General features: G+C 69.5%; 18 protein-coding genes. 12 read left to right on the top strand and 6 right to left on the bottom strand.

What is annotated here, in order from left to right:
• The first annotated feature begins 154 nt into the window (after nucleotides 1–154).
• Nucleotides 155–2,074, top strand: a complete 1,920-nt coding sequence (locus E0H50_RS15435; RefSeq protein ID WP_131288745.1) for an N-acetylmuramoyl-L-alanine amidase — start codon at nucleotides 155–157, stop codon at nucleotides 2,072–2,074.
• Between the two features lie 10 nt (nucleotides 2,075–2,084).
• Nucleotides 2,085–2,813 (top strand): nucleotidyltransferase domain-containing protein, encoded by a 729-nt coding sequence (locus E0H50_RS15430; protein ID WP_131288743.1) that lies wholly within the window; start codon nucleotides 2,085–2,087, stop codon nucleotides 2,811–2,813.
• Here the strand turns inward: E0H50_RS15430 and E0H50_RS15425 are convergent.
• The gene (locus E0H50_RS15425; protein WP_131288741.1) at nucleotides 2,806–3,276 is read right to left on the bottom strand and encodes a YbaK/EbsC family protein; all 471 of its coding nucleotides are present in this window, start codon (nucleotides 3,274–3,276) and stop codon (nucleotides 2,806–2,808) included. The genes E0H50_RS15430 and E0H50_RS15425 overlap by 8 nt on opposite strands.
• Before the next feature lie 9 nt (nucleotides 3,277–3,285).
• Entirely contained in the window at nucleotides 3,286–3,873 is a 588-nt protein-coding gene (locus E0H50_RS15420) for a DM13 domain-containing protein (RefSeq protein WP_131288739.1), read from the bottom strand.
• Nucleotides 3,874–4,222: 349 nt separating this feature from the next.
• Between E0H50_RS15420 and E0H50_RS15415 the strand changes: the two genes are divergently transcribed.
• The 4 genes from E0H50_RS15415 (at nucleotide 4,223) to E0H50_RS15400 (ending at nucleotide 6,914) form a co-directional block, all read left to right on the top strand.
• Nucleotides 4,223–4,801 carry a DUF6504 family protein gene (locus tag E0H50_RS15415; protein WP_131288737.1) on the top strand — a complete coding sequence of 193 codons (579 nt, stop codon included), beginning with the start codon at nucleotides 4,223–4,225 and terminating at the stop codon, nucleotides 4,799–4,801.
• Nucleotides 4,798–5,271: an SAV_6107 family HEPN domain-containing protein gene (locus tag E0H50_RS15410; protein WP_131288735.1), complete on the top strand. Its 474-nt coding sequence runs from the start codon at nucleotides 4,798–4,800 to the stop codon at nucleotides 5,269–5,271. The genes E0H50_RS15415 and E0H50_RS15410 overlap by 4 nt, the downstream gene beginning before the upstream one ends.
• A gap of 83 nt (nucleotides 5,272–5,354) precedes the next feature.
• Nucleotides 5,355–5,627, top strand: coding sequence for a hypothetical protein (locus tag E0H50_RS15405; protein WP_131288733.1), 273 nt, complete (start codon nucleotides 5,355–5,357; stop codon nucleotides 5,625–5,627).
• A gap of 75 nt (nucleotides 5,628–5,702) precedes the next feature.
• Nucleotides 5,703–6,914: a DUF480 domain-containing protein gene (locus E0H50_RS15400; RefSeq protein WP_202868163.1), complete on the top strand. Its 1,212-nt coding sequence runs from the start codon at nucleotides 5,703–5,705 to the stop codon at nucleotides 6,912–6,914.
• 118 nt (nucleotides 6,915–7,032) lie between these two features.
• On the opposite strand, the gene E0H50_RS15395 is transcribed toward E0H50_RS15400, so the two are convergent.
• Nucleotides 7,033–7,392 (bottom strand): cupin domain-containing protein, encoded by a 360-nt coding sequence (locus E0H50_RS15395; protein ID WP_131288731.1) that lies wholly within the window; start codon nucleotides 7,390–7,392, stop codon nucleotides 7,033–7,035.
• Between the two features lie 745 nt (nucleotides 7,393–8,137).
• Between E0H50_RS15395 and E0H50_RS15390 the strand changes: the two genes are divergently transcribed.
• The 3 genes from E0H50_RS15390 (at nucleotide 8,138) to E0H50_RS15380 (ending at nucleotide 10,075) form a co-directional block, all read left to right on the top strand.
• Entirely contained in the window at nucleotides 8,138–8,866 is a 729-nt protein-coding gene (locus E0H50_RS15390; RefSeq protein ID WP_131288729.1) for a methyltransferase domain-containing protein, read from the top strand.
• Nucleotides 8,867–9,131: 265 nt separating this feature from the next.
• A complete protein-coding gene (locus E0H50_RS15385) occupies nucleotides 9,132–9,533 on the top strand; it encodes a DUF3040 domain-containing protein (RefSeq protein ID WP_238150981.1) in 402 nt (133 codons plus the stop codon).
• 107 nt (nucleotides 9,534–9,640) lie between these two features.
• Nucleotides 9,641–10,075, top strand: coding sequence for a GNAT family N-acetyltransferase (locus E0H50_RS15380; RefSeq protein ID WP_131288727.1), 435 nt, complete (start codon nucleotides 9,641–9,643; stop codon nucleotides 10,073–10,075).
• Here E0H50_RS15380 and E0H50_RS15375 read toward each other — a convergent pair whose 3' ends face one another.
• The 3 genes from E0H50_RS15375 to E0H50_RS15365 are packed head-to-tail and all read right to left on the bottom strand — an operon-like array spanning nucleotide 10,076 to nucleotide 14,664.
• Nucleotides 10,076–12,439 (bottom strand): transglutaminase TgpA family protein, encoded by a 2,364-nt coding sequence (locus E0H50_RS15375; RefSeq protein WP_131288725.1) that lies wholly within the window; start codon nucleotides 12,437–12,439, stop codon nucleotides 10,076–10,078. It lies immediately after the preceding gene.
• Nucleotides 12,436–13,722 carry a DUF58 domain-containing protein gene (locus E0H50_RS15370; RefSeq protein WP_131288723.1) on the bottom strand — a complete coding sequence of 429 codons (1,287 nt, stop codon included), beginning with the start codon at nucleotides 13,720–13,722 and terminating at the stop codon, nucleotides 12,436–12,438. Before E0H50_RS15370 ends, E0H50_RS15375 begins: the two co-directional genes overlap by 4 nt.
• Before the next feature lie 3 nt (nucleotides 13,723–13,725).
• Nucleotides 13,726–14,664: an AAA family ATPase gene (locus tag E0H50_RS15365; protein WP_420323249.1), complete on the bottom strand. Its 939-nt coding sequence runs from the start codon at nucleotides 14,662–14,664 to the stop codon at nucleotides 13,726–13,728.
• Nucleotides 14,665–15,266: 602 nt separating this feature from the next.
• Here E0H50_RS15365 and mraZ point away from each other — a divergent pair.
• The 3 genes from mraZ (at nucleotide 15,267) to ftsL (ending at nucleotide 17,485) form a co-directional block, all read left to right on the top strand.
• Nucleotides 15,267–15,698: a division/cell wall cluster transcriptional repressor MraZ gene (mraZ, locus tag E0H50_RS15360; RefSeq protein WP_130446673.1), complete on the top strand. Its 432-nt coding sequence runs from the start codon at nucleotides 15,267–15,269 to the stop codon at nucleotides 15,696–15,698.
• 225 nt (nucleotides 15,699–15,923) lie between these two features.
• Complete coding sequence (gene rsmH, locus E0H50_RS15355) at nucleotides 15,924–16,889, top strand: 16S rRNA (cytosine(1402)-N(4))-methyltransferase RsmH (protein WP_131288721.1); 966 nt, start codon at nucleotides 15,924–15,926, stop codon at nucleotides 16,887–16,889.
• Complete coding sequence (gene ftsL / locus E0H50_RS15350; RefSeq protein ID WP_131288719.1) at nucleotides 16,889–17,485, top strand: cell division protein FtsL; 597 nt, start codon at nucleotides 16,889–16,891, stop codon at nucleotides 17,483–17,485. The genes rsmH and ftsL overlap by 1 nt, the downstream gene beginning before the upstream one ends.
• Nucleotide 17,486 lies beyond the last annotated feature (1 nt).

The raw sequence follows: 17,486 nt of genomic DNA, 5'->3' as shown, positions 1-17,486 counted from the left end.
TCCGTAACCCTCGGCACCGGCATGATTTCGTCAGTATCGAACTCGACGACGTGAGTTTTGGTTAACCGTTGACATCCGCGTCGCCCCGACCCACAGTGACTAGGCTGCCAGTCTGAGTGACCGGCACCCGCCCTACGGGTTCAGGAGAACAATCATGCTGCGTCGTCCGAAGATTCTTGCCGCAATGGGAGTGGTAGCGCTGTCGGTCGCTCTGACCGGCGTGTCGTTGGGAGGTCCACCGGCCGATGCCGCGCCACCTGATGCCGCGCCGCCGAGTGCCGCGGCGGCGTTCCGCGAGGCCGCCGCGAAGTACGGCGTACCGGAGCCTGTGCTGCTGGCCGTCTCGTACGCCGAGTCCCGCTGGGACGACCACGCCGGGGCGCAGAGCACGTCCGGTGGCTTCGGCCCGATGCACCTGACCGCGCCGGGCGCGGCGTCGGCCGCCGACCTGTCCGACAAGCGGAAGGTCGGCGCGGCCGACTCCCCGCGCACGCTCTACAAGGCCGCCGAGCTGACCGGACTGGACCCGGTCGCGCTGCGGAAGGACACCGCGGCCAACATCAACGGCGGTGCCGCGGTGCTGGCGTCGTACCAGAAGTCGCTCGGCCTGCCGGTCGGCGCTGACACCTCACCGGCCGAGTGGTACGGCGCGGTGGCGTCGTACGCCGAGGCCCCGGACAAGGTCGGCGCCGGCGGATTCGCGGACGACGTCTACTCGATCATGGCCAAGGGCGCGGCCCGTACGACGAACATGGGTCAGCAGATCGTGATGCCGGCGCTCGCCGTGACGCCGGACAAGTCGCAGATCGGCAAGCTGTCGCTGCCGGCCGGTGTGCAGCCGTCCACGTCCGACGTCGAGTGCCCGCCGTCGCTCGGCTGCGAGTGGCTACCCGCGCCGTACTCGGAGTTCGGTGACGGCGACTACGGCAACCACGACCTCGCCAACCGGCCGAAGACCGGCAAGATCGACTACATCGTCGTCCACGACACCGAGGGCGGCTGGCAGGGCGTGCTGAACCTGGTGCAGGACCCGACGTACGTGAGCTGGCAGTACACGATGCGCTCGTCCGACGGCCACGTCTGGCAGCACGTGAAGGCCAACGACGTCGCCTGGCACGCCGGCAACTGGTACGTGAACATGCACAGCATCGGCATCGAGCACGAGGGCTTCGCGGCCCAGGGCGCGACCTGGTACACCGAGTCGCTCTACCGCAACTCGGCCAAGCTCGTGCGCTACCTGGCGGTCAAGAACAACATCCCGCTCGACCGCGCGCACATCATCGGCCACGACCAGGTGCCGGGCACGATCCCGTCCACGGTCCGCGGCATGCACTGGGACCCGGGACCGTACTGGGACTGGGAGCACTACATGGACCTGATCGGCGCGCCGATCTGGGGCAAGTCCGTGCTGCCGGTCCGTGAGGGCTCGATCGTCTCGATCAAGCCGGGCTTCGAGGGCAATGTCCAGGTCCTCACCAACTGCACCGGTGCCGGGACCACGTGCACGCCGCAGGGCACCAACTTCGTCTACCTGCGTCAGGCGCCTGACGACAACGCTCCACTCGTCAAGGACCTCGGACTGCACCCGGACGGGTCCGACAGCACCACAGTGGTCTCCGACATCGGTGCACGGGTTGCTGCGGGTTCGCAGTACGTCGTGGCCGAGCGCCAGGGCGACTGGGTGGCCGTCTGGTACCTGGGCGCGAAGGGCTGGTTCAAGAGCCCGGCGTCCGCTCCGGACGCGTTTGCCAAGCCGGGTCTGGTCGTGAAGCCGAAGGCCGGTCTCAAGACGGTGCCGGTGTACGGGCGTGCGTACCCGGAGCAGTCGGCGTACCCGGCCGGGATTCCGTACCAGACGGTGACACCGCTGCAGTACTCGATCGGCGAGGGGCAGGCCTACCCGGTGGGTGACCTGAACATCGAGACCGACTACTACCGCGCGGTGACGTTCGCCGGAGAGCCGCCGACGGACCACGTGCAGGTACTCGGGAAGGACAAGTACTACCAGATCTGGTTCGGCCACCGGATGGCCTACGTACGGGCCGCCGACGTGGACGTCCGTCCGGCCATCTAGTCTGTCCTGCGTGATCGACGAAGCCGTCCAGCCTGTGCTGGACGGCTTCGTCACGTCCGTCCGTGAAGTCGCGGAGGTCAGGGCGGTCTGGCTGCACGGTTCACTTGCCCTGGGCGACTACCAGCTCGGGCGGAGCGACCTCGACGTGATCGTGGCCGTCAGGAACCCGCCACCGTCGGCCGTGGAGGAAATGCACCGCCGGCTGATCCGGCAGTACCCGCTCGCCGAGAAGCTGCACTGCTCCTACATGACGGACCTCGCCGACCTCTCTGTCCGGCATCCCACCTTCGCGCACCAGGAGTACTTCGATCGCCCGGTGACACCGGTGACGCGCCGAGAGCTTGCCATCGGCAACTGCACGCTCTACGGCCCGCCGCCGGCCGAGCTGCTGCCCGCGGTCAGCGACGACGAGCTGTTCGACTTCGTCCGTCGTGATCTGCGCGAGTTCTGGCTACCGGCCACCCGCAAGCGCGGGAACTGGTACGCCGACATCTGGGTCGACCTCAGCCTGCTGACGATCGCTCGCGCGCATGTGACGCTGGCGACCGGTGACCTGATCACCAAGCGCGCCGCCTTCGACGTCCTGCCCCGGCTCGGGGCGCCCGCGGACGTCGTCGAGGACATCCGCCGGCGCCGCTACCACCCGGAGGAGGTCCGGACCGGCCCCTGGTGGCGGCACACCCGCGCCGCACTCACCCGGCGGTTCGTCCGGACCGCGATTCCCGCCGTACTCAGTTGACGGTGACGGGCGTACCGGCCGTCAGCTCGAGGAGCTCGGCGTACGTCGTCGGGAACACCGAGTGCGGGATGCCCGCGGCGGCCCAGACCACCGGGTACTGCTCGAGCGCGGTGTCGACGTACGTCGGGACGCGGCCCGGGTGCCCGACCGGGGCGACGCCGCCGATCGACTGACCGGTGTGCTCCTTGACGAACTCCGGCGTGGCCCGCTTCAGCTTCGCGATGCCGAGCTCGGCCGCGACCTTGGCGGTGTCCACCCGGTGCGCGCCCGAGGTGAGGATCAGCACCGGGGCGCCGTCGCCGTTGAAGATCAGGCTGTTCGCGATCGCTCCGACCTCGCAACCGAGCTCGGCGGCAGCGGCCGCCGCGGTCGGCACCGCCTCGTCCAGGATCACGATCTCGCCGGTGGCGCCGGCCGCCTTCAGGGCGTCCGCCACCTTCTGCACATTGGGATGACTGCTCACATCCCGAGCTTATGCGAGCGTGGCCGCGCCGAACGAAACGTTGAACCGGTCGCACCAGATCGCGACGCTGCGGAAGCTGTCCAGCGTCACCTCGTGGGGGATCGGGTAGTTCTGGTTGCCGTGGTTGCCCTTCAGGCTGCCCAGGTTGCGGTACTTGCCGTCGTCGAACACGTGCCACCCCGCCCGTCCCGGCGTGACCTGCGCGTCGCTCAGCCAGACCTTCAGGTCGGGGCCGTCGGAGGTGTCGAGGTTCTCGATCCGGAGGATGCGGCTGCCGTCGGGGAGGGCGAGGACGGCGACCGTGCCGGACGTCCGGTGCTCGTGCGTGATCAGCTTCCCGGTCAGCAGAACCTTCGGCTGCGGCGTCGGTGCCGGCGTCGGTGCCGCTGTCGTTGTCCGCGCAGGCTGTTCTGTCCCGCCGGAAATTGTCGGTGGCGTCGTCGACGATGAAGTCGTGGAGATCGGAACAGCGCCGGGCAGTGCCTCGTCGACGACCTTGTCGGTGACGAGCCGCCACGGCTGGAAGAGCGGCAGCGCGACCGCTGCCACCACGACGGCGACCGCCGCCGCGGCGATTCCGGCTGTCCGTTTCCGCATGGTCCGTCCCTCCGCTTGTCTGCCTCCAGTGTGGCGGCCGGACGGGGTGCGTGACGGCGCGCCGGCCTTACGGACCGTTGACGACTGTCGGCGGGCGACGCTACGCTTTCCTTGTTCGAACAGATGTTCGATTACCTCGGCTCCGGTTTCGTCGGGAGGCCGGAGCGAGGTGAGCCGGACAACTGAACGGCTCCGGTGCGGAGTTGCGGCCGCATCGGAATCCGGTGGTCCCGGCGGGCCGGGCACCGGGGTGGTCCTCGACCCCCACCCCGTGCCCACCCGCCGGGCCGCCGGCTCGGGGCTCGTTCCTGGCTCAGAGACGTGTGGAATCAACAGGAGGCGATGGAGCATGTGGGAGTTCGACGACGCCGTCGAGGTGCATTCGGTGTCCGTGGACGGTGTCCAGACGCCTGACCAGTTCCTCTGGCGCGGCCGGCTCTGGCGGGTCCGCGCGATCCGGTCCCAGTGGACCGAGACCGCCGCATGGTGGGAGCGCGGCGTGATCGGCACCGGCCAGACCCACGACTCGCACGCCCAGGTCCCGCACGCCGACTTCAGCGGCACCACCTACGCGTACGACGCCCGCGCCGACCGGCGCGGTGCCGGGGCGGGTTCGCTCGCCCGGATCGACGCGGCCGCGGTCGCCGAGGTCTGCTCGGCGGCCCGGACCGCGACCCGTCCCAGCAGGACCCACACAGCCGGCGTGGCAGCGGCGGCCAACCCCCGTTCGCGCCCCGCTGCCACGCTCCCCGCCCTCGACGACAGGACTCCGGCAGCGGTCGGAGTGCTGGACGCCGACTGGGGACCGGAGCGAGCGGTCTTCCGCGTCGAAGCCGGCTGCGGAAGGCGCGGACGGCAGGAGATGTTCGATCTCGCCCACGACCCGGACTCGGGCCGTTGGCAACTGGAGAGGGTGACCGACCGATGACTGTTTCACCGGTATCGCCGGCCGCGGCCGGCGCGGCCAGCCGAGAGCTGTCCCGTGCCCGCGCCGCCCTGGCCGAGGCCACGGAGACCAGCGACCACCTGATCCGCTACTCGAGTGCCCATGTCGCGGCGCTCCGGGTCGCGGCCGCGGTGCTCTCCGTCCGGGCCCGCCCGGTCCGCTCGAGCAGCCGCCGCCGGATCCAGCGCAACGCCTGGGTGCTGCTGGCCGAGGTCGCGCCGGAGTTCGGCGAGTGGGCCACGTTCTTCGCCGCCGGCGCCGCCCAGCGCGCCGCCGCCGAGGCAGGTCTGGAGCGCGCCGTCAGCACCCGCGAGGCGGACGACCTGGTGCGCGCCGTCGACACGTTCTACACCCAGGTGGAAGCCAGCTTGCGGATCTCCACCACCCCGGTGCTCACCGCGACCACCGACCCCCAGTCCGTCCTCACCCAGTCCTGGATGCAAGCCAGCTAGAGGGTGTCTGATGGTTCCCCGCCTACTGCGAGGCACCATCAGACACCCCCTGACTCCCCCGCGCTTTTGAGGAGATCCCGACCGTGAGCGAACCATCGAGAGGTCTCGGCAAGGACCTGTGTGGTCGCGTCCATGCCGTCACCGGCCTCGAGTGCTACCTGCCGGACACGCACTATCCGCAGCCGCACCAGGCCTTGTTCGGCGGCTCCTGGCACGACGGCCTGTGCACGCGCTGTGCCGGCTCCGGCGTGCAATCCGAGGTACAGGCCGGCGTCCGATTCGAATTCCTGTGCGCTGCCTGCAACGGCACCGCGTTCGAACCCCTGACCCTCCCGGACACCTACCAACCAGGCTGAGTCGCCACATGGTGTCCGGAAAGGTGTCCGGAAAGGTGTTCAAAGGTCGGCCGGACAGCGTCTAAGGTCGGCGGGGTGAGCGGACTTCCGGTGTTGGATGTCGAGGAGCAGCGGGTTCTCGGGAGCTTGCTGGAGAAGCAGATCACGGTGCCGGCGTCGTACCCGTTGACGGCGAACGCGTTGCGGACGGCCTGCAATCAGACCAGCAACCGGGATCCGGTGGTCGACTACGACCAGGGCACCGTGGAGCGGACCGCACGGGCGCTGCGCGATCGGGAGCTGCTGCGGATCGTCTGGGCCGACGTCGGCCGGCGGACCCTGAAGTACCACCAGATCCTCGACGAGAAGCTCGAACTCGAGGAGGACGAGCGGGCGCTCATCACGGTCTTGCTGCTGCGCGGCGCCCAGGCGCCCGGCGAGCTGCGGACCCGGACCGAGCGGCTGCACAAGTTCGAGGACCGGAGCGATGTCGAGGCGTGCCTGCGGCGAATGGCCGCCCGCCCGGAGCCGCTGGTGCGCGAGCTGGAACGTCGCGTCGGACAGCACGACCGCCGCTGGATCCACCTCCTCGGCCCCGTGCCCGAGGCGGAAGCGGCCGCTGTCGTCGAGAGCGTCGACCGGGACACGGTCATCGCCGACGGTGCGGACGAGCGTGATGCGCGGGTGCGTTCGGCGTACGACGCGGTCGCGACGACGTACGCGGACGAGTTGCTGGACGAGCTCGACGCGCTGCCGTTCGAGCGCTGGTTGCTCGACCGGGTGATTGCCCACGCCAACGGTCGCCCGGTGGTGGAGGTCGGCTCGGGCCCGGGGCACGTCACGGCGTACCTCGCCGACCGGGACGCGGATGCCACCGGCGTCGACCTGTCGCCGGAGATGGTGGCCGAGGCTCGTCGGCGCTTTCCGCACTTGACATTCGAGGTCGGCGATCTGCGCCGTCTCGGCCGTCCTCCGGCGAGCTCGGGCTGGGCCGCGGTTCTCGGTTGGTACTCGCTCATTCATCTGGCCGCGTCGGAGCTTCCCGACGCGATCTCGGCGCTGACGCGGCCGCTCGATCCGGGCGGCTGGCTGGTGCTCGCGCTGCATGCCGGTGAGGAGATCAGCCACGTCGACGAACTGCTCGGTCACGAGGTCAACCTCGACTACGTCCTGCACGACCCGGCGTACATCGTGAGCGTCGTCGAAGCCGCCGGCCTCACCGACACCGAGTGGTATCTGCGCGGCCCGATCGCCGGCCGCGCCGAAACCACCCGCCGCCTGTACGTCATCGCCCGCACACCGGCCTGAGCCTGCACGCCGGCCCGAGAGGGCGCCTGAGGACCCTGCGCCTACTGCGGGGCAGGATCCTCAGACGCCCTCTGAGGCAGCAGCTCCCTCCGATTGCTGCCTCCGGCCGGCCGGTGCGTCACGCCTTGGCGTACGTCTCCGCCGCGAGCGACTCGAACTCCAGGCTGACCGCCGGCTCGTTGCCGACGACCCAGGCGTCGTGCCCCGGTTCGATGACGTAGGCGATCCCCGGTACCAGGTTCGCCTTGCTGCCGTCGTCGTGGACGATCTCCATCTCGCCGGACAGCAGGGTTCCGACGTGGCGGACCTGGCACGAGTCGCCGCCGATGACCGGACGGATGCACTCGGACCAGCGCCAGCCGGGCTGGAACGTGACCCGGGCGACACTCGCCCCTGGCAGTTTGACGACGTCGACGCGCGTCTTGTCCGGTGTACGCCGCTCGTCCGGCTCGTCGAAGGACTTGCTGAAGATGGCCATGATCCCTCCCTGGTGATCGGCTCTCCCCTTGAGTCCGAGGGTCGTCCTCCGGCGCCTCCGGCGATAGATCCCAGGACTTATGGACTGCTTACGCTGACGCACGGTCGACGGCTGCTTTGTGTCGGTGGGGTCGGCGAGACTGCTCGCATGCCTGACGATGCCGGTCTGCTCGCCAGTCACCTCGGAGTCCTGACTGCCGATTGCGGTGAGGTCCGACGGTACCGTTTGTGCTGCCCTGCCGGTGCCTCTGATCGAGCGCGGCGCGTAAGGCATTCAACTGGGGCCTGGGGCGAATCAAAGCGGTAATGGACCAGCGGGCAGCCGAAGCCACCTACGGCATCCCAGACGAACTACTGACTCCGGCGATCTCCTGGTCGATGTACTCGCTCCGCAAAGCCTGGAACCAAGTTAAGGCAAGGGTCGCGCCCTGGTGGGCGGAGTACTCGAAAGAGGCTTACGCTTCGGGCCTGACCCAGTTGGCCACGGCGCTGAAGAACTGGGGTGACTCGCATAAGGGAAAGCGTGCTGGGCGGTCGGTGGGGTTCCCGCGGTTCAAGTCCAAGCGCAGGGCGGTGCGGTCGTGCCGGTTCACGACAGGCGGCATTCGCTGCGACGAGCTGTACGCCGTCCTACCGGGACCGCCTCGCCAGAGGCTGCGAATGTGTAGCCAATGACTACGCACTTGCAACGGTGGAAGTAGGGTGTGGCGCGGTGGGGTGGTGATGGGGGACCGGCTGGAGGGTTGATGGTGGAGCGGCGGCGGCGCAGCGTGCGGACGGCGTTGGTGGGAGAGGCGCTGCGGGCCGCACTGGCGGGCCGTGCGCGACTGGACATCGTCGACCTGGGCGGTGGCACCGGAGGGTTTGCGGTTCCGCTGGCGGTCGAGGGGCATCGGGTGACGGTGGTCGACCCGAGCCCGGACGCGCTGGCCTCCCTCGAGCGCCGCGCACGCGACGAAGGCGTGAGCGAGCTGGTCCGCGGCGTCCAGGGCGACGCAGCCGAGCTCCCCGGACTGGCGGGGGAGTCGAGCGCTGACGCCGTGCTGTGCCACGGGGTGCTCGAGGTCGTCGACGACCCGGTCCAGGCACTGCAGGCGATGGCGTCGGTGCTGCGCGAAGGCGGCGTACTGAGTCTGCTGGTTGCCCAGCGCAACGCGGTCGTGCTGGCCCGGGCGCTGGCCGGGCACCTGGCCGAGGCGCGGATCGCGCTGCAGGATCCGGACGGGCGCTGGGGTGCGACCGATCCGATGCCGCGGCGGTTCGACGAGGCCGGGATCACGGGACAGCTGGCGGATGCCGGATTCAAGGTGCAGACCGTGCACGGCGTCCGGACGTTCGCCGATCTGGTGCCGTCCGCGTTCGTCGACTCCGAGCCCGGCGCCGCCGATTCGCTCGCCGAACTCGAGCGCGCGGCCAGCCGCCACCCGGCGTTCCGCGCACTGGCGACCCAGCTGCACATCCTCGCGACCCACTGAGCCGCGGCTGCTGCACCAACTGCTGCTCCAACTGGGGCTTCGCGACGGAGGGTGACGAGCAGACTACCTCCGGCACGGTCGGCGGGTGGTTGCCGTCCACCGGCTGTGAGCGACACGCCGAAGGAGACAGGTTTGGGACCGCCCTGGCCGGGGCAGTTGCCGGACCGTGACGCGCTGGACAGCCGGTCAGGGTTTCGTGTGACGCGGGCGCGGCCTAGACTGGAGGCGGCCTATCGAGATCGCGCTCATCATGGAGGGATCGACGGTGCCCCTCTCGGAAGAAGAGCAGCGCCAGTTCGAGCAGCTCGAACGTGCCCTTGCTGCGGAAGACCCGAAGTTCGTTTCCGCCATGCGTGGGACCAATGTGCGCTTGTACTACAAGCGCCGGGCAGTGCTTGCCGGCGTTGGATTCGTGCTGGGCATCGTGGTGCTGATGACCGGTGCGATCATCCCCAACACCATCATCGGAGTCATCGGCTTCGTGATGATGGTGGCTTGCCTGTACATCGCGGCGCTGAGCATGAAGCGGATCAGCAACGCGGGAGAGTCCGACGACATCCCGCCGCCTCCGCCGACCAAACGGCACCGGACCAAACACGACTCGTCCGGCAGCTTCATGGAGCGGATGGAAGACCGCTGGCGCCGCCGCCGCGACGAGGACCTCTGACCGCGCGCGCGACCTGATCTTCGACCACACCCGTGCCCTGGTGGGACGGGTGTGGTTCTTTTATCCCTCCCGCCGCGTTCGGCCTGTGAGCATGGCAGTGTTCACCCATGCTCACCATCGGACGCCTCGAGCCGGCTGACCGCGACGCCTGGCAGCGCTTGTTCGCCGGCTACAACGAGTTCTACGGCCGCACGATGCCGGACGAGTTCTTCGACCACGCGTGGACCAGGTTCGAGCGCGACGAGGAGGTCCATGCGCTCGGGGCACGTCTGGACGGCGAGCTGGTCGGGATCGTGCATTTCCTGACGCACGCGAGTACGACGTCGCCCGACTCCTGCTATCTGCAAGACCTCTTCACCGCCCCGGAGGCCCGCGGGCGCGGAGCCGCGCGGGCGCTCATCGAAGCTGTCACCGGCTGGGCCCGCGAGCGGGCCTGCGGACGCGTCTACTGGTCGACGCACGAGTCCAACGCCACAGCCCGCCTGCTCTACGACCAGGTGGCCGAGAACCGGGGCTTCATCCTCTACCAGGTCCCGCTCTAGCTAGCTGGTATGCGCCCGCTTCGGCAGGATCAAAGAGCGGAGACGGGCCAGGAGCAGGTCGAACTCGTCCAGGAGATCGGACGCCTCGGTGGTGCCCCGGCTGAGGTACCAGCGCCACGACGGGGGCAGCAGCCGCGCCCGCCAGCGGCGACGAGCCCGTGCCCGCGACCAGAGCGCTTGCCGTACGGCGGTTGCGTCGTCGCGCAGGTCCAGTTCGAGCCCGGCGTCCCCGGCGTACCGCAGTGCCTCGATCCCGCGGGCCAGCCGGCGCACGGCCGGATGGGTGTCCTCGGGCAGCTTGGACGTCAGCCACTGGCCGGCCTGCCGTGGCGTCGAGATGTCGGACCAGTCGAGGCCCAGATCCCGCGACGTGTCCCGGATCTCCGCCCACAAACCTTCGGCTCCGGCCCGTCCCGGCGGTCGCAGGAACCGCCGTCGCCGCGTCAGCGTCCGGACCAGCCAGGGGATGCACAGCAGCAGCAACACGCCGAGCCCGCCGGCGATCGCCTTGCCGCCGCCGTTGGTGAACCAGTTGCCGGAGTCAACGATCGCGGTTCCGCTGTCGTTCGGCAGGTTCGGGTCGTTCCGCGGCCTGTCGATCCCGGGGGTCTCCTTGTCGCCCGGCGTCGTCGGCACGTTGGTCGGCGCGGTCGTCGGGCTGGTCGGGTTCTCGGTCGACGCGACCGTCCAGTTCGGCGTGGCCGCGACCCGGGCCGACGGCGTCGGCTCGAACCGGACCCAGCCGATGCCCTGGAAGTACAGCTCCGGCCAGGCGTGCATGTCGTGCATCTTGACCGTGAACTCGCCGTCCTTGCCGGCCGTTCCGGGCAGGAAGCCGATACCGACCCGGGACGGAATCCCGATGATCCGCGCCATCAGCGCCATCCCGGTGGCGAACTGCTCGCAGTACCCTTCCTTGTTGTTCAGCAGGAAGTCCTCGAGTGCGGCCATCCCGCTGCCCTTGGCGTTCTGCGTGCTGTAGGTGAAGCCGCCGCCGCTGCGGAACCAGTTCTGGATCAGGACGGCTGCCTCGAACTTGTTGTCCTTGGCCGCCGCGGTGATCTCGGCCGTCTTCGCCTTGATGGCCGGCGGCGTCTTCTGCGGCACGACCGCCGTGTACTGGTCCGGGGCGCCGGTGGTGATCGCGTCGTGCAGCTGGTCCGGCGTCGGCTGCAGGTCGTACGACGTCAGCTTGTACTTCTTGCCGCCGACGATCGACCCGTTCGACGAGACCACGTCCAGCGAGCCGGCGTCGTACCGCCAGTCCCGCTTCAGCGAGATCGAGTGCAGCGGATACGGGACGGGGACGAACTGGGAGCGGAACGTCCGGGTGACGTCGATCTCCATCGAGGACTGCTGGACCTTCGACAGGTCACCGGTGTAGCCCGGCGGCGGGGTCAGGTCGCTGCCGTTCAGCTTGTTCCCGGGGGAGCGCGGCGCGATCCGCCAGGTGTTGCCGTCGAACAGGTCGAGCGCGGTCAGTCGCAGGTACGTGCCGCCGGTCGGGCCGCCCTTGTACGTGAGCGCGACGACGTTGTCGCCGCGTTTCAGGTTCTTGCCCATGTCGAGCATCGGGTCGGTCGACGAGATGCTCGCCCCGATCCCGCTGCCGGTTCCGCCGCCGGCCAGTCCGTTGCCGATGACACCTTCCGGCAGCGTCGGCAGCAACGCGGGCAGCAGCGCGGCGATCGCGACCACGGTCAAGCCGATCCGTCGGCCGGCCTGCCCGAGCGCCGACGCTTCGACGGGCTCGGCCGCGTCGAGGTGCGAGACGCCCGAGATCCGGCGGCCCCAGCGGCTGAGCCGGCTGCGGCCTTCCGCGGACAGCAGCACGATGTAGCCGATCGCCGGCGGGATGAACAGCAGCCACGGCAGCCCGCCGTGCACGGTCGCGGCCGGCACCGTGTACATGATGAGCAGCAGCAAGCCGGACCATGCGGCCTGCCGCAGCTGGACGGCGATGACGTGGATCAGGAACCCGGTCGCCGAGATCACGGACACCGCGAACAGCGTGAGGTGCGGGTCCTGGGGCAGCGGCGCGCTGAACCGATTGATCGAGTCCATCGCGTCGACGAGCTGGGAGTTGAACTCGAGCGCGGTCGCCTTCAGCGGCAGCAGCCCGAACTTCATCGTGCTGTGCAGGAAGAACAGCGACAGCAGCTCGATCAGCACGAGCAGCTGGACGATCGGTACGACGATGCGCGGGGTGCGCAGGTTCTGCAACAGGACGCCGACACCGGTCACCAGCGCGCACAGGAACGCGCTGATGAACAGGAACGGCCCGGAGAACACCGGCGTGAGCACGAGCGCCCCGAGGACGGTCGCTCCCCAAGCAGCAAGAGAAATCCGCGCGTGACCGGTCATGCGATACGTCCGCTCCTCAGGCCCAGGCCGGACCAAACGGTCGGTAGGTGGTCGCCGCGGCGGACCCTGGCGACTCGCCAGCCGTTCCGGCGCAGCTCGTTCTCGGTGGCGTCCGTCGCGGCGGTCAGACGGGCCGCCTTCTCGGTCGCTTCGGCGCCGACGGCCCAGCTGGCGGCGTCCAGCACCAGTGCGACCCCGGTCGCCTGGCTGGTCCGCCACCGGTTCAGGGCGGTGACGTCTTCGGTCCCGCAAGCGCCGAGGATCGCGATCACGAGGCTCGGCTCCTGCGCGTGCCGGTCGACGGTCAGCAGCGGACCGAGCTCGGCGTACTTGTGCTCCTCGACGGTCGCGCACTCGGTCAGCAGTTGCTGCTGGGTGAGCGGCTGATGCACCGCCGCGGACGTCCGGTGGGTGATGGCCGACAGCGTGGTCGGCCCGCCGAGCATCGTGGTGACGTAGCCGCGGCGCATCCGGTCGATACCGATCGAGGCGGCCGCGCTGACCGCCCACTCCAGGCTGGACGACGGACCGTGCCCGTGGTGCGAGATCGTCCGCGCATCGAGGAACAGCGCGCACCGGCTCTGCCAGGGCTGCTCCTCACGGCGGACCATCAGCTCGCCGCGCCGCGCGGTCGACCGCCAGTGCACCCGGCGCAGGTCGTCGCCGTCGCGGTACTCGCGGACCGTCGCGTCTTCCTCGCCGGCGGCCGCGATCGCCCGCGGCCGGTTCTCACCCGACCCGGCCCGGTCGGCGCCCAGCCGGATCTCGGGAAGCTTGTACACCCGCGGCGTGACCAGCAGGTGCTGGCTCCGCGTGAACGTCCGGCTCGTCTCCACCAGCCCGAACGGGTCGGCGACCGTCAGCATCAACGGCCCGACCTGGAACAGTCCTCGGACGTCGGACTTGACCGGGTAGGTGACCGTACGACGCCAGTTCGGGCTGACCCGGTCGACGACGAACCGCGGCCGATGCCCCAGTACATAAGGAATGCGGTCCTCGAGCAGCAGCAGTCCCGCGGGCATCCGGCCCTGGTTGCTCAGCGTCAGCTCCACGGTCGCCTGCGTCCCGACCGGCACCTGGTCCGGCGCGAGACTGCGCCGTACCTGAAGCCGCAGCCGGGTCCGGCCGACGACGAGTGCCGCCACGACCGGCAGTGCGGCCAGAAGGATGCCGACGCGCAGCAGGTCCTTCTGGCCGAGCAGCAGCGCGCACAGTGAAGCGGTGAGACCGGCCGCGACGAACGCCCGCCCTCTGGTGGTCAGTCCGCGCAGTGCCTGCCGCATGTCTCAGTCCCGGCGGGTGCGGGGGAGCGGCACGCTCGCCACCAGCCCGGAGATGATGTCGGCCGCACCGCGCCCACCGAGATGCGCTTCGGCCGCCGGCAGCACACGGTGCGCCAGCACCGGTACCGCGAGCTCCTGGATGTCGTCCGGTAGCACGAACTCCCGTGCGTCGAGCGCCGCGGCTGCACGGGCCGCCCGGATCAGGTGCAACGTCGACCGCGGGCTGGCGCCCAGCCGCAGCTCCTGCGAGCGGCGGGTCGCACCGACCAGCGCGACGGCGTACTCCTTCACCGACTCCGACACGTGCACCGACTGCACGGTCTTCACCAGGCGGAGGATCTGCTGGCCGTCGGTGACCGGCTGCAGGTTCGCCAGCGGGTCGTCGGCCGCGTGCCCGTCCAGCATCCGCAGCTCGGCGGCCGGCTCCGGGTAGCCCATCGAGACCCGGGCCATGAAGCGGTCGCGCTGCGCCTCGGGCAGCGGGTACGTGCCTTCCATCTCGATCGGGTTCTGGGTGGCGATCACCATGAACGGCGACTCGAGGTGGTACGTCGTGGTGTCGACGGTGACCTGGCGCTCCTCCATGGACTCCAGCAGCGCGGCCTGGGTCTTCGGCGAGGCGCGGTTGATCTCGTCGCCGACGACGATGTTCGCGAAGACGGCGCCGGGCTTGAACTCGAAGTCGCGGATCTCCTGGTTGAAGACCGAGACGCCGGTGATGTCCGACGGCAGCAGGTCCGGCGTGAACTGGATCCGGCGCACCGTGCAGTCGATCGACTTCGCCAGCGCCTTGGCCAGCATCGTCTTGCCGACGCCCGGCACGTCCTCGATCAGCAGATGCCCCTCGGCCAGCAGGACCGTGATGGCGACCTCGACGACGTCGGGTTTGCCCTCGATCACCTGCTCCATGGCCCGGCGGACACGGCCCGCCACCTCGGACAGCTCGTCGAAGTCCCCGGCTCCTGCCAGCGGCGAGCTGGTCGCGGTGGTGCTCACTCTGTGTCCTCCCCAATCGTTGACTGCCGACACATTCTCACCCGCTGTAGGGGTCGGGCCTAGAGCCGCGGGAGTTTCGTTATCTGTCGTTTCGGTGTTCATCTCGGGGTTCATCGGCACACGCCCTCACGGCGGGGTCGGAAAGTGTTCCCCCCAAGCGTACGGGCGGGAAAAGCAGCATGCGGGGCGTACGACGCCGCGAATCCGTACCTGGTTCACGGTTCGGGGCCACAAAGAGTTCATCTCTTCCGTACGCACCGTCCTCCACTTTCCTCCACCGGCTCCTCCATTCCGCTCCACCAGCACCCTCCACACCGCTCCACACACCGGAATCCACACCGGAATACACCGCCCGGGACCGGCGGGTTCGCCGGAGGTTGAGCGGGCAGCGACACGCGGGTGCTGAGCGTGGATTCAGGCGGCGCGGGGGCGCAATGGGGCGGAAGTTGGTTGACGGTGGTGGAAAGTGGAGTAAGGTGGAGCGCAGTGGAACTGAAGTGGTGGAAACACCCGCCTGAGTCGGAGAGTCCGCAACGGGGAGGTGGAGCGTGTTCCTCGGAACGCACTTCCCCAAGCTCGACGACAAGGGACGGCTGTTCCTGCCGGCGAAGTTCCGGGACGAGCTGGCCGACGGTCTGGTGATCACGCGTGGACAGGAGCGATCGCTGTCCGTGTGGCCGGAGCGTGAGTTCGTCCAGCTGACCGAGCAGTTGAAGCAGGCTCCGATCACCAACAAGGGTGCCCGGGACTACTTACGGATGTTGTTCGCTGGCGCCTCGAACGAGATGCCGGACAAGCAGGGCCGGGTCACCATCCCACCGATGCTGCGCGACTACGCGTCACTGGATCGCGACTGTGTCGTCATCGGGGCGATGAACCGGGTGGAGATCTGGAACACGGAGAACTGGAACCGGTACTCGGCCGAGCAGGAGCAGGCGTTCGCCGACCTGTCCGAGGAAGTACTGCCAGGCATCTTCTAGAACACAGCTGAACAGAGTGCGAGGACACACCGACCGTCCGGTGAGATCACGGGTCCGACTTCCGACCTGGGGTGTTGACGCCACTTCCCCGGCGCCAAGGCCATCAGGTACTTCCCCGGGAGACGTACCCGCGATCTGACCGGACGGTGCTGTCTACGCACCACACAAGACCTGCGGGGGCAGGGTCGCTCCCGCAGTGACAGTGGAGTGACGGGAAGGGTCGAGATGGACGCTGCGGAGCGGCATGTGCCGGTGATGCTGGAGCGCGTGGTCGCGCTGCTGGCACCGGCACTCGCGCGTCCCGGCGCCGTTGTCGTCGACGCGACGCTCGGTCTCGGCGGTCATTCCGAGGCCTTCCTGCGGCAGTTCCCCGAGGTCCGGCTGATCGGTCTCGACCGGGACCCCGCCGCCCTCCGGCTGGCCGGCGAACGGCTCGCGCGGTACGCCGAGCGGATCACTCTCGTGCACGCGGTGTACGACGAGTTGCCGCGGGTGCTCGAAGATCTCGACGTACCGGCCGTCGACGGCATCCTGTTCGACCTGGGCGTCTCGTCGATGCAGCTGGACGAGGCCGACCGCGGTTTCGCGTACGCGCAGGACGCGCCGCTGGACATGCGGATGGACTCGACCGGCCCGACCACGGCCGCCGACATCCTCAACACCTACAGCGCGGCCGACCTGGCCCGGATCCTGTTCCAGTACGGCGAGGAGAAGTTCGCCCGCCGGATCGCGGACCGGATCGTGCGGGAGCGGGAGACCGAACCGTTCACGAACAGCGCGCGGCTGTCCGAGCTGGTCCGGAACGCGATCCCGCAGGCGGCCCGGCGTACCGGGGGACATCCCGCGAAGCGGACCTTCCAGGCGTTGCGGATCGAGGTGAACGGCGAACTCGACGTACTGCGTCGCGCGCTGCCGGCCGCACTCGATGCGCTCGCGCTGCACGGCCGGATCGTGGTGATGAGTTACCACTCGCTCGAGGACCGGATCACCAAGCAGGCGTTCGCGCCGGGCACCAAGTCCGACGTACCGGACGACCTCCCGGTGATCCCGGCCGGGCACGAACCGTATCTGAAGCTACTGATCCGGGGCGCCGAACGGCCGACCGAGGAGGAGGTCGCGGTGAACCCGCGTGCCGCCTCAGCTCGGGTGCGGGCCGCCGAGCGGATCCGGGAGAGGGGACTGGTCGCCTGATGAGTACTGTCTTCAGCCCGCAGAAAGCGCGGGTGACGCCGGTCCCGGCGAAGAAGACCCAGCCGCGGCTGCGGGTGGTGTACGGCGCGCCGTTCCGGCCGCCGCGGATGCCGTTCGTCATCTTCGTGGTGTCGCTGCTGGCCGCCGGACTGGTCGGTCTGCTGCTGCTGAACACGGAGCTGCAGAGCGGCACGTTCAGCATCACCAAGCTGAGCTCGCAGGCCGACCAGTTGCGGGACCAGCAGGAGCAGCTGGAGAAGCAGGTCCGGACGCTGGAGTCGCCGCAGAACCTGTCCGACCGCGCGCTGCGGCTGGGGATGGTGCCGAACCCGAACCCGGTGTTCCTGCGGCTGTCCGACGGCCGGGTGCTCGGCGTGCCGGCGGAGGGCAAGGCCGGGGCCGGTACGGCGATGTTCGGCCCGGGCACCCCCACCACCAAGCCGGTCACGCCCGTGAAGCCGGCGCAGCCGGTGACACCGGTCAAGCCCACCACCAGGGCCACGACCAAGCCGCCCACGAGTACGACCAAGCCACCGACCGGCACCGCGAAGCCGCCGGTCACGACGAAGAAGCCCGCCACGACCACACGGGGATGAT

Origin of the sequence: Kribbella sindirgiensis, assembly GCF_004331435.1 — a bacterium.
GTDB classification, from domain to species: Bacteria; Actinomycetota; Actinomycetes; order Propionibacteriales; family Kribbellaceae; genus Kribbella; species Kribbella sindirgiensis.
Note: the sequence above shows the minus strand (reverse complement) of the source record. Positions and strands in the feature narration are given on the sequence as shown.

What these genes read in the sequence shown, in the direction of transcription:
- E0H50_RS15370 (WP_131288723.1), bottom strand. Translation starts at nt 13,722, where the DNA reads ATGCGGCAGGCACTGCGCGGACTGACCACCAGAGGGCGGGCGTTCGTC.
- E0H50_RS15395 (WP_131288731.1), bottom strand. Translation starts at nt 7,392, where the DNA reads ATGGCCATCTTCAGCAAGTCCTTCGACGAGCCGGACGAGCGGCGTACA.
- rsmH (WP_131288721.1), top strand. Translation starts at nt 15,924, where the DNA reads ATGGACGCTGCGGAGCGGCATGTGCCGGTGATGCTGGAGCGCGTGGTC.
- E0H50_RS15390 (WP_131288729.1), top strand. Translation starts at nt 8,138, where the DNA reads ATGGTGGAGCGGCGGCGGCGCAGCGTGCGGACGGCGTTGGTGGGAGAG.
- E0H50_RS15415 (WP_131288737.1), top strand. Translation starts at nt 4,223, where the DNA reads ATGTGGGAGTTCGACGACGCCGTCGAGGTGCATTCGGTGTCCGTGGAC.
- E0H50_RS15375 (WP_131288725.1), bottom strand. Translation starts at nt 12,439, where the DNA reads ATGACCGGTCACGCGCGGATTTCTCTTGCTGCTTGGGGAGCGACCGTC.
- E0H50_RS15435 (WP_131288745.1), top strand. Translation starts at nt 155, where the DNA reads ATGCTGCGTCGTCCGAAGATTCTTGCCGCAATGGGAGTGGTAGCGCTG.
- E0H50_RS15380 (WP_131288727.1), top strand. Translation starts at nt 9,641, where the DNA reads ATGCTCACCATCGGACGCCTCGAGCCGGCTGACCGCGACGCCTGGCAG.
- ftsL (WP_131288719.1), top strand. Translation starts at nt 16,889, where the DNA reads ATGAGTACTGTCTTCAGCCCGCAGAAAGCGCGGGTGACGCCGGTCCCG.
- E0H50_RS15420 (WP_131288739.1), bottom strand. Translation starts at nt 3,873, where the DNA reads ATGCGGAAACGGACAGCCGGAATCGCCGCGGCGGCGGTCGCCGTCGTG.
- E0H50_RS15410 (WP_131288735.1), top strand. Translation starts at nt 4,798, where the DNA reads ATGACTGTTTCACCGGTATCGCCGGCCGCGGCCGGCGCGGCCAGCCGA.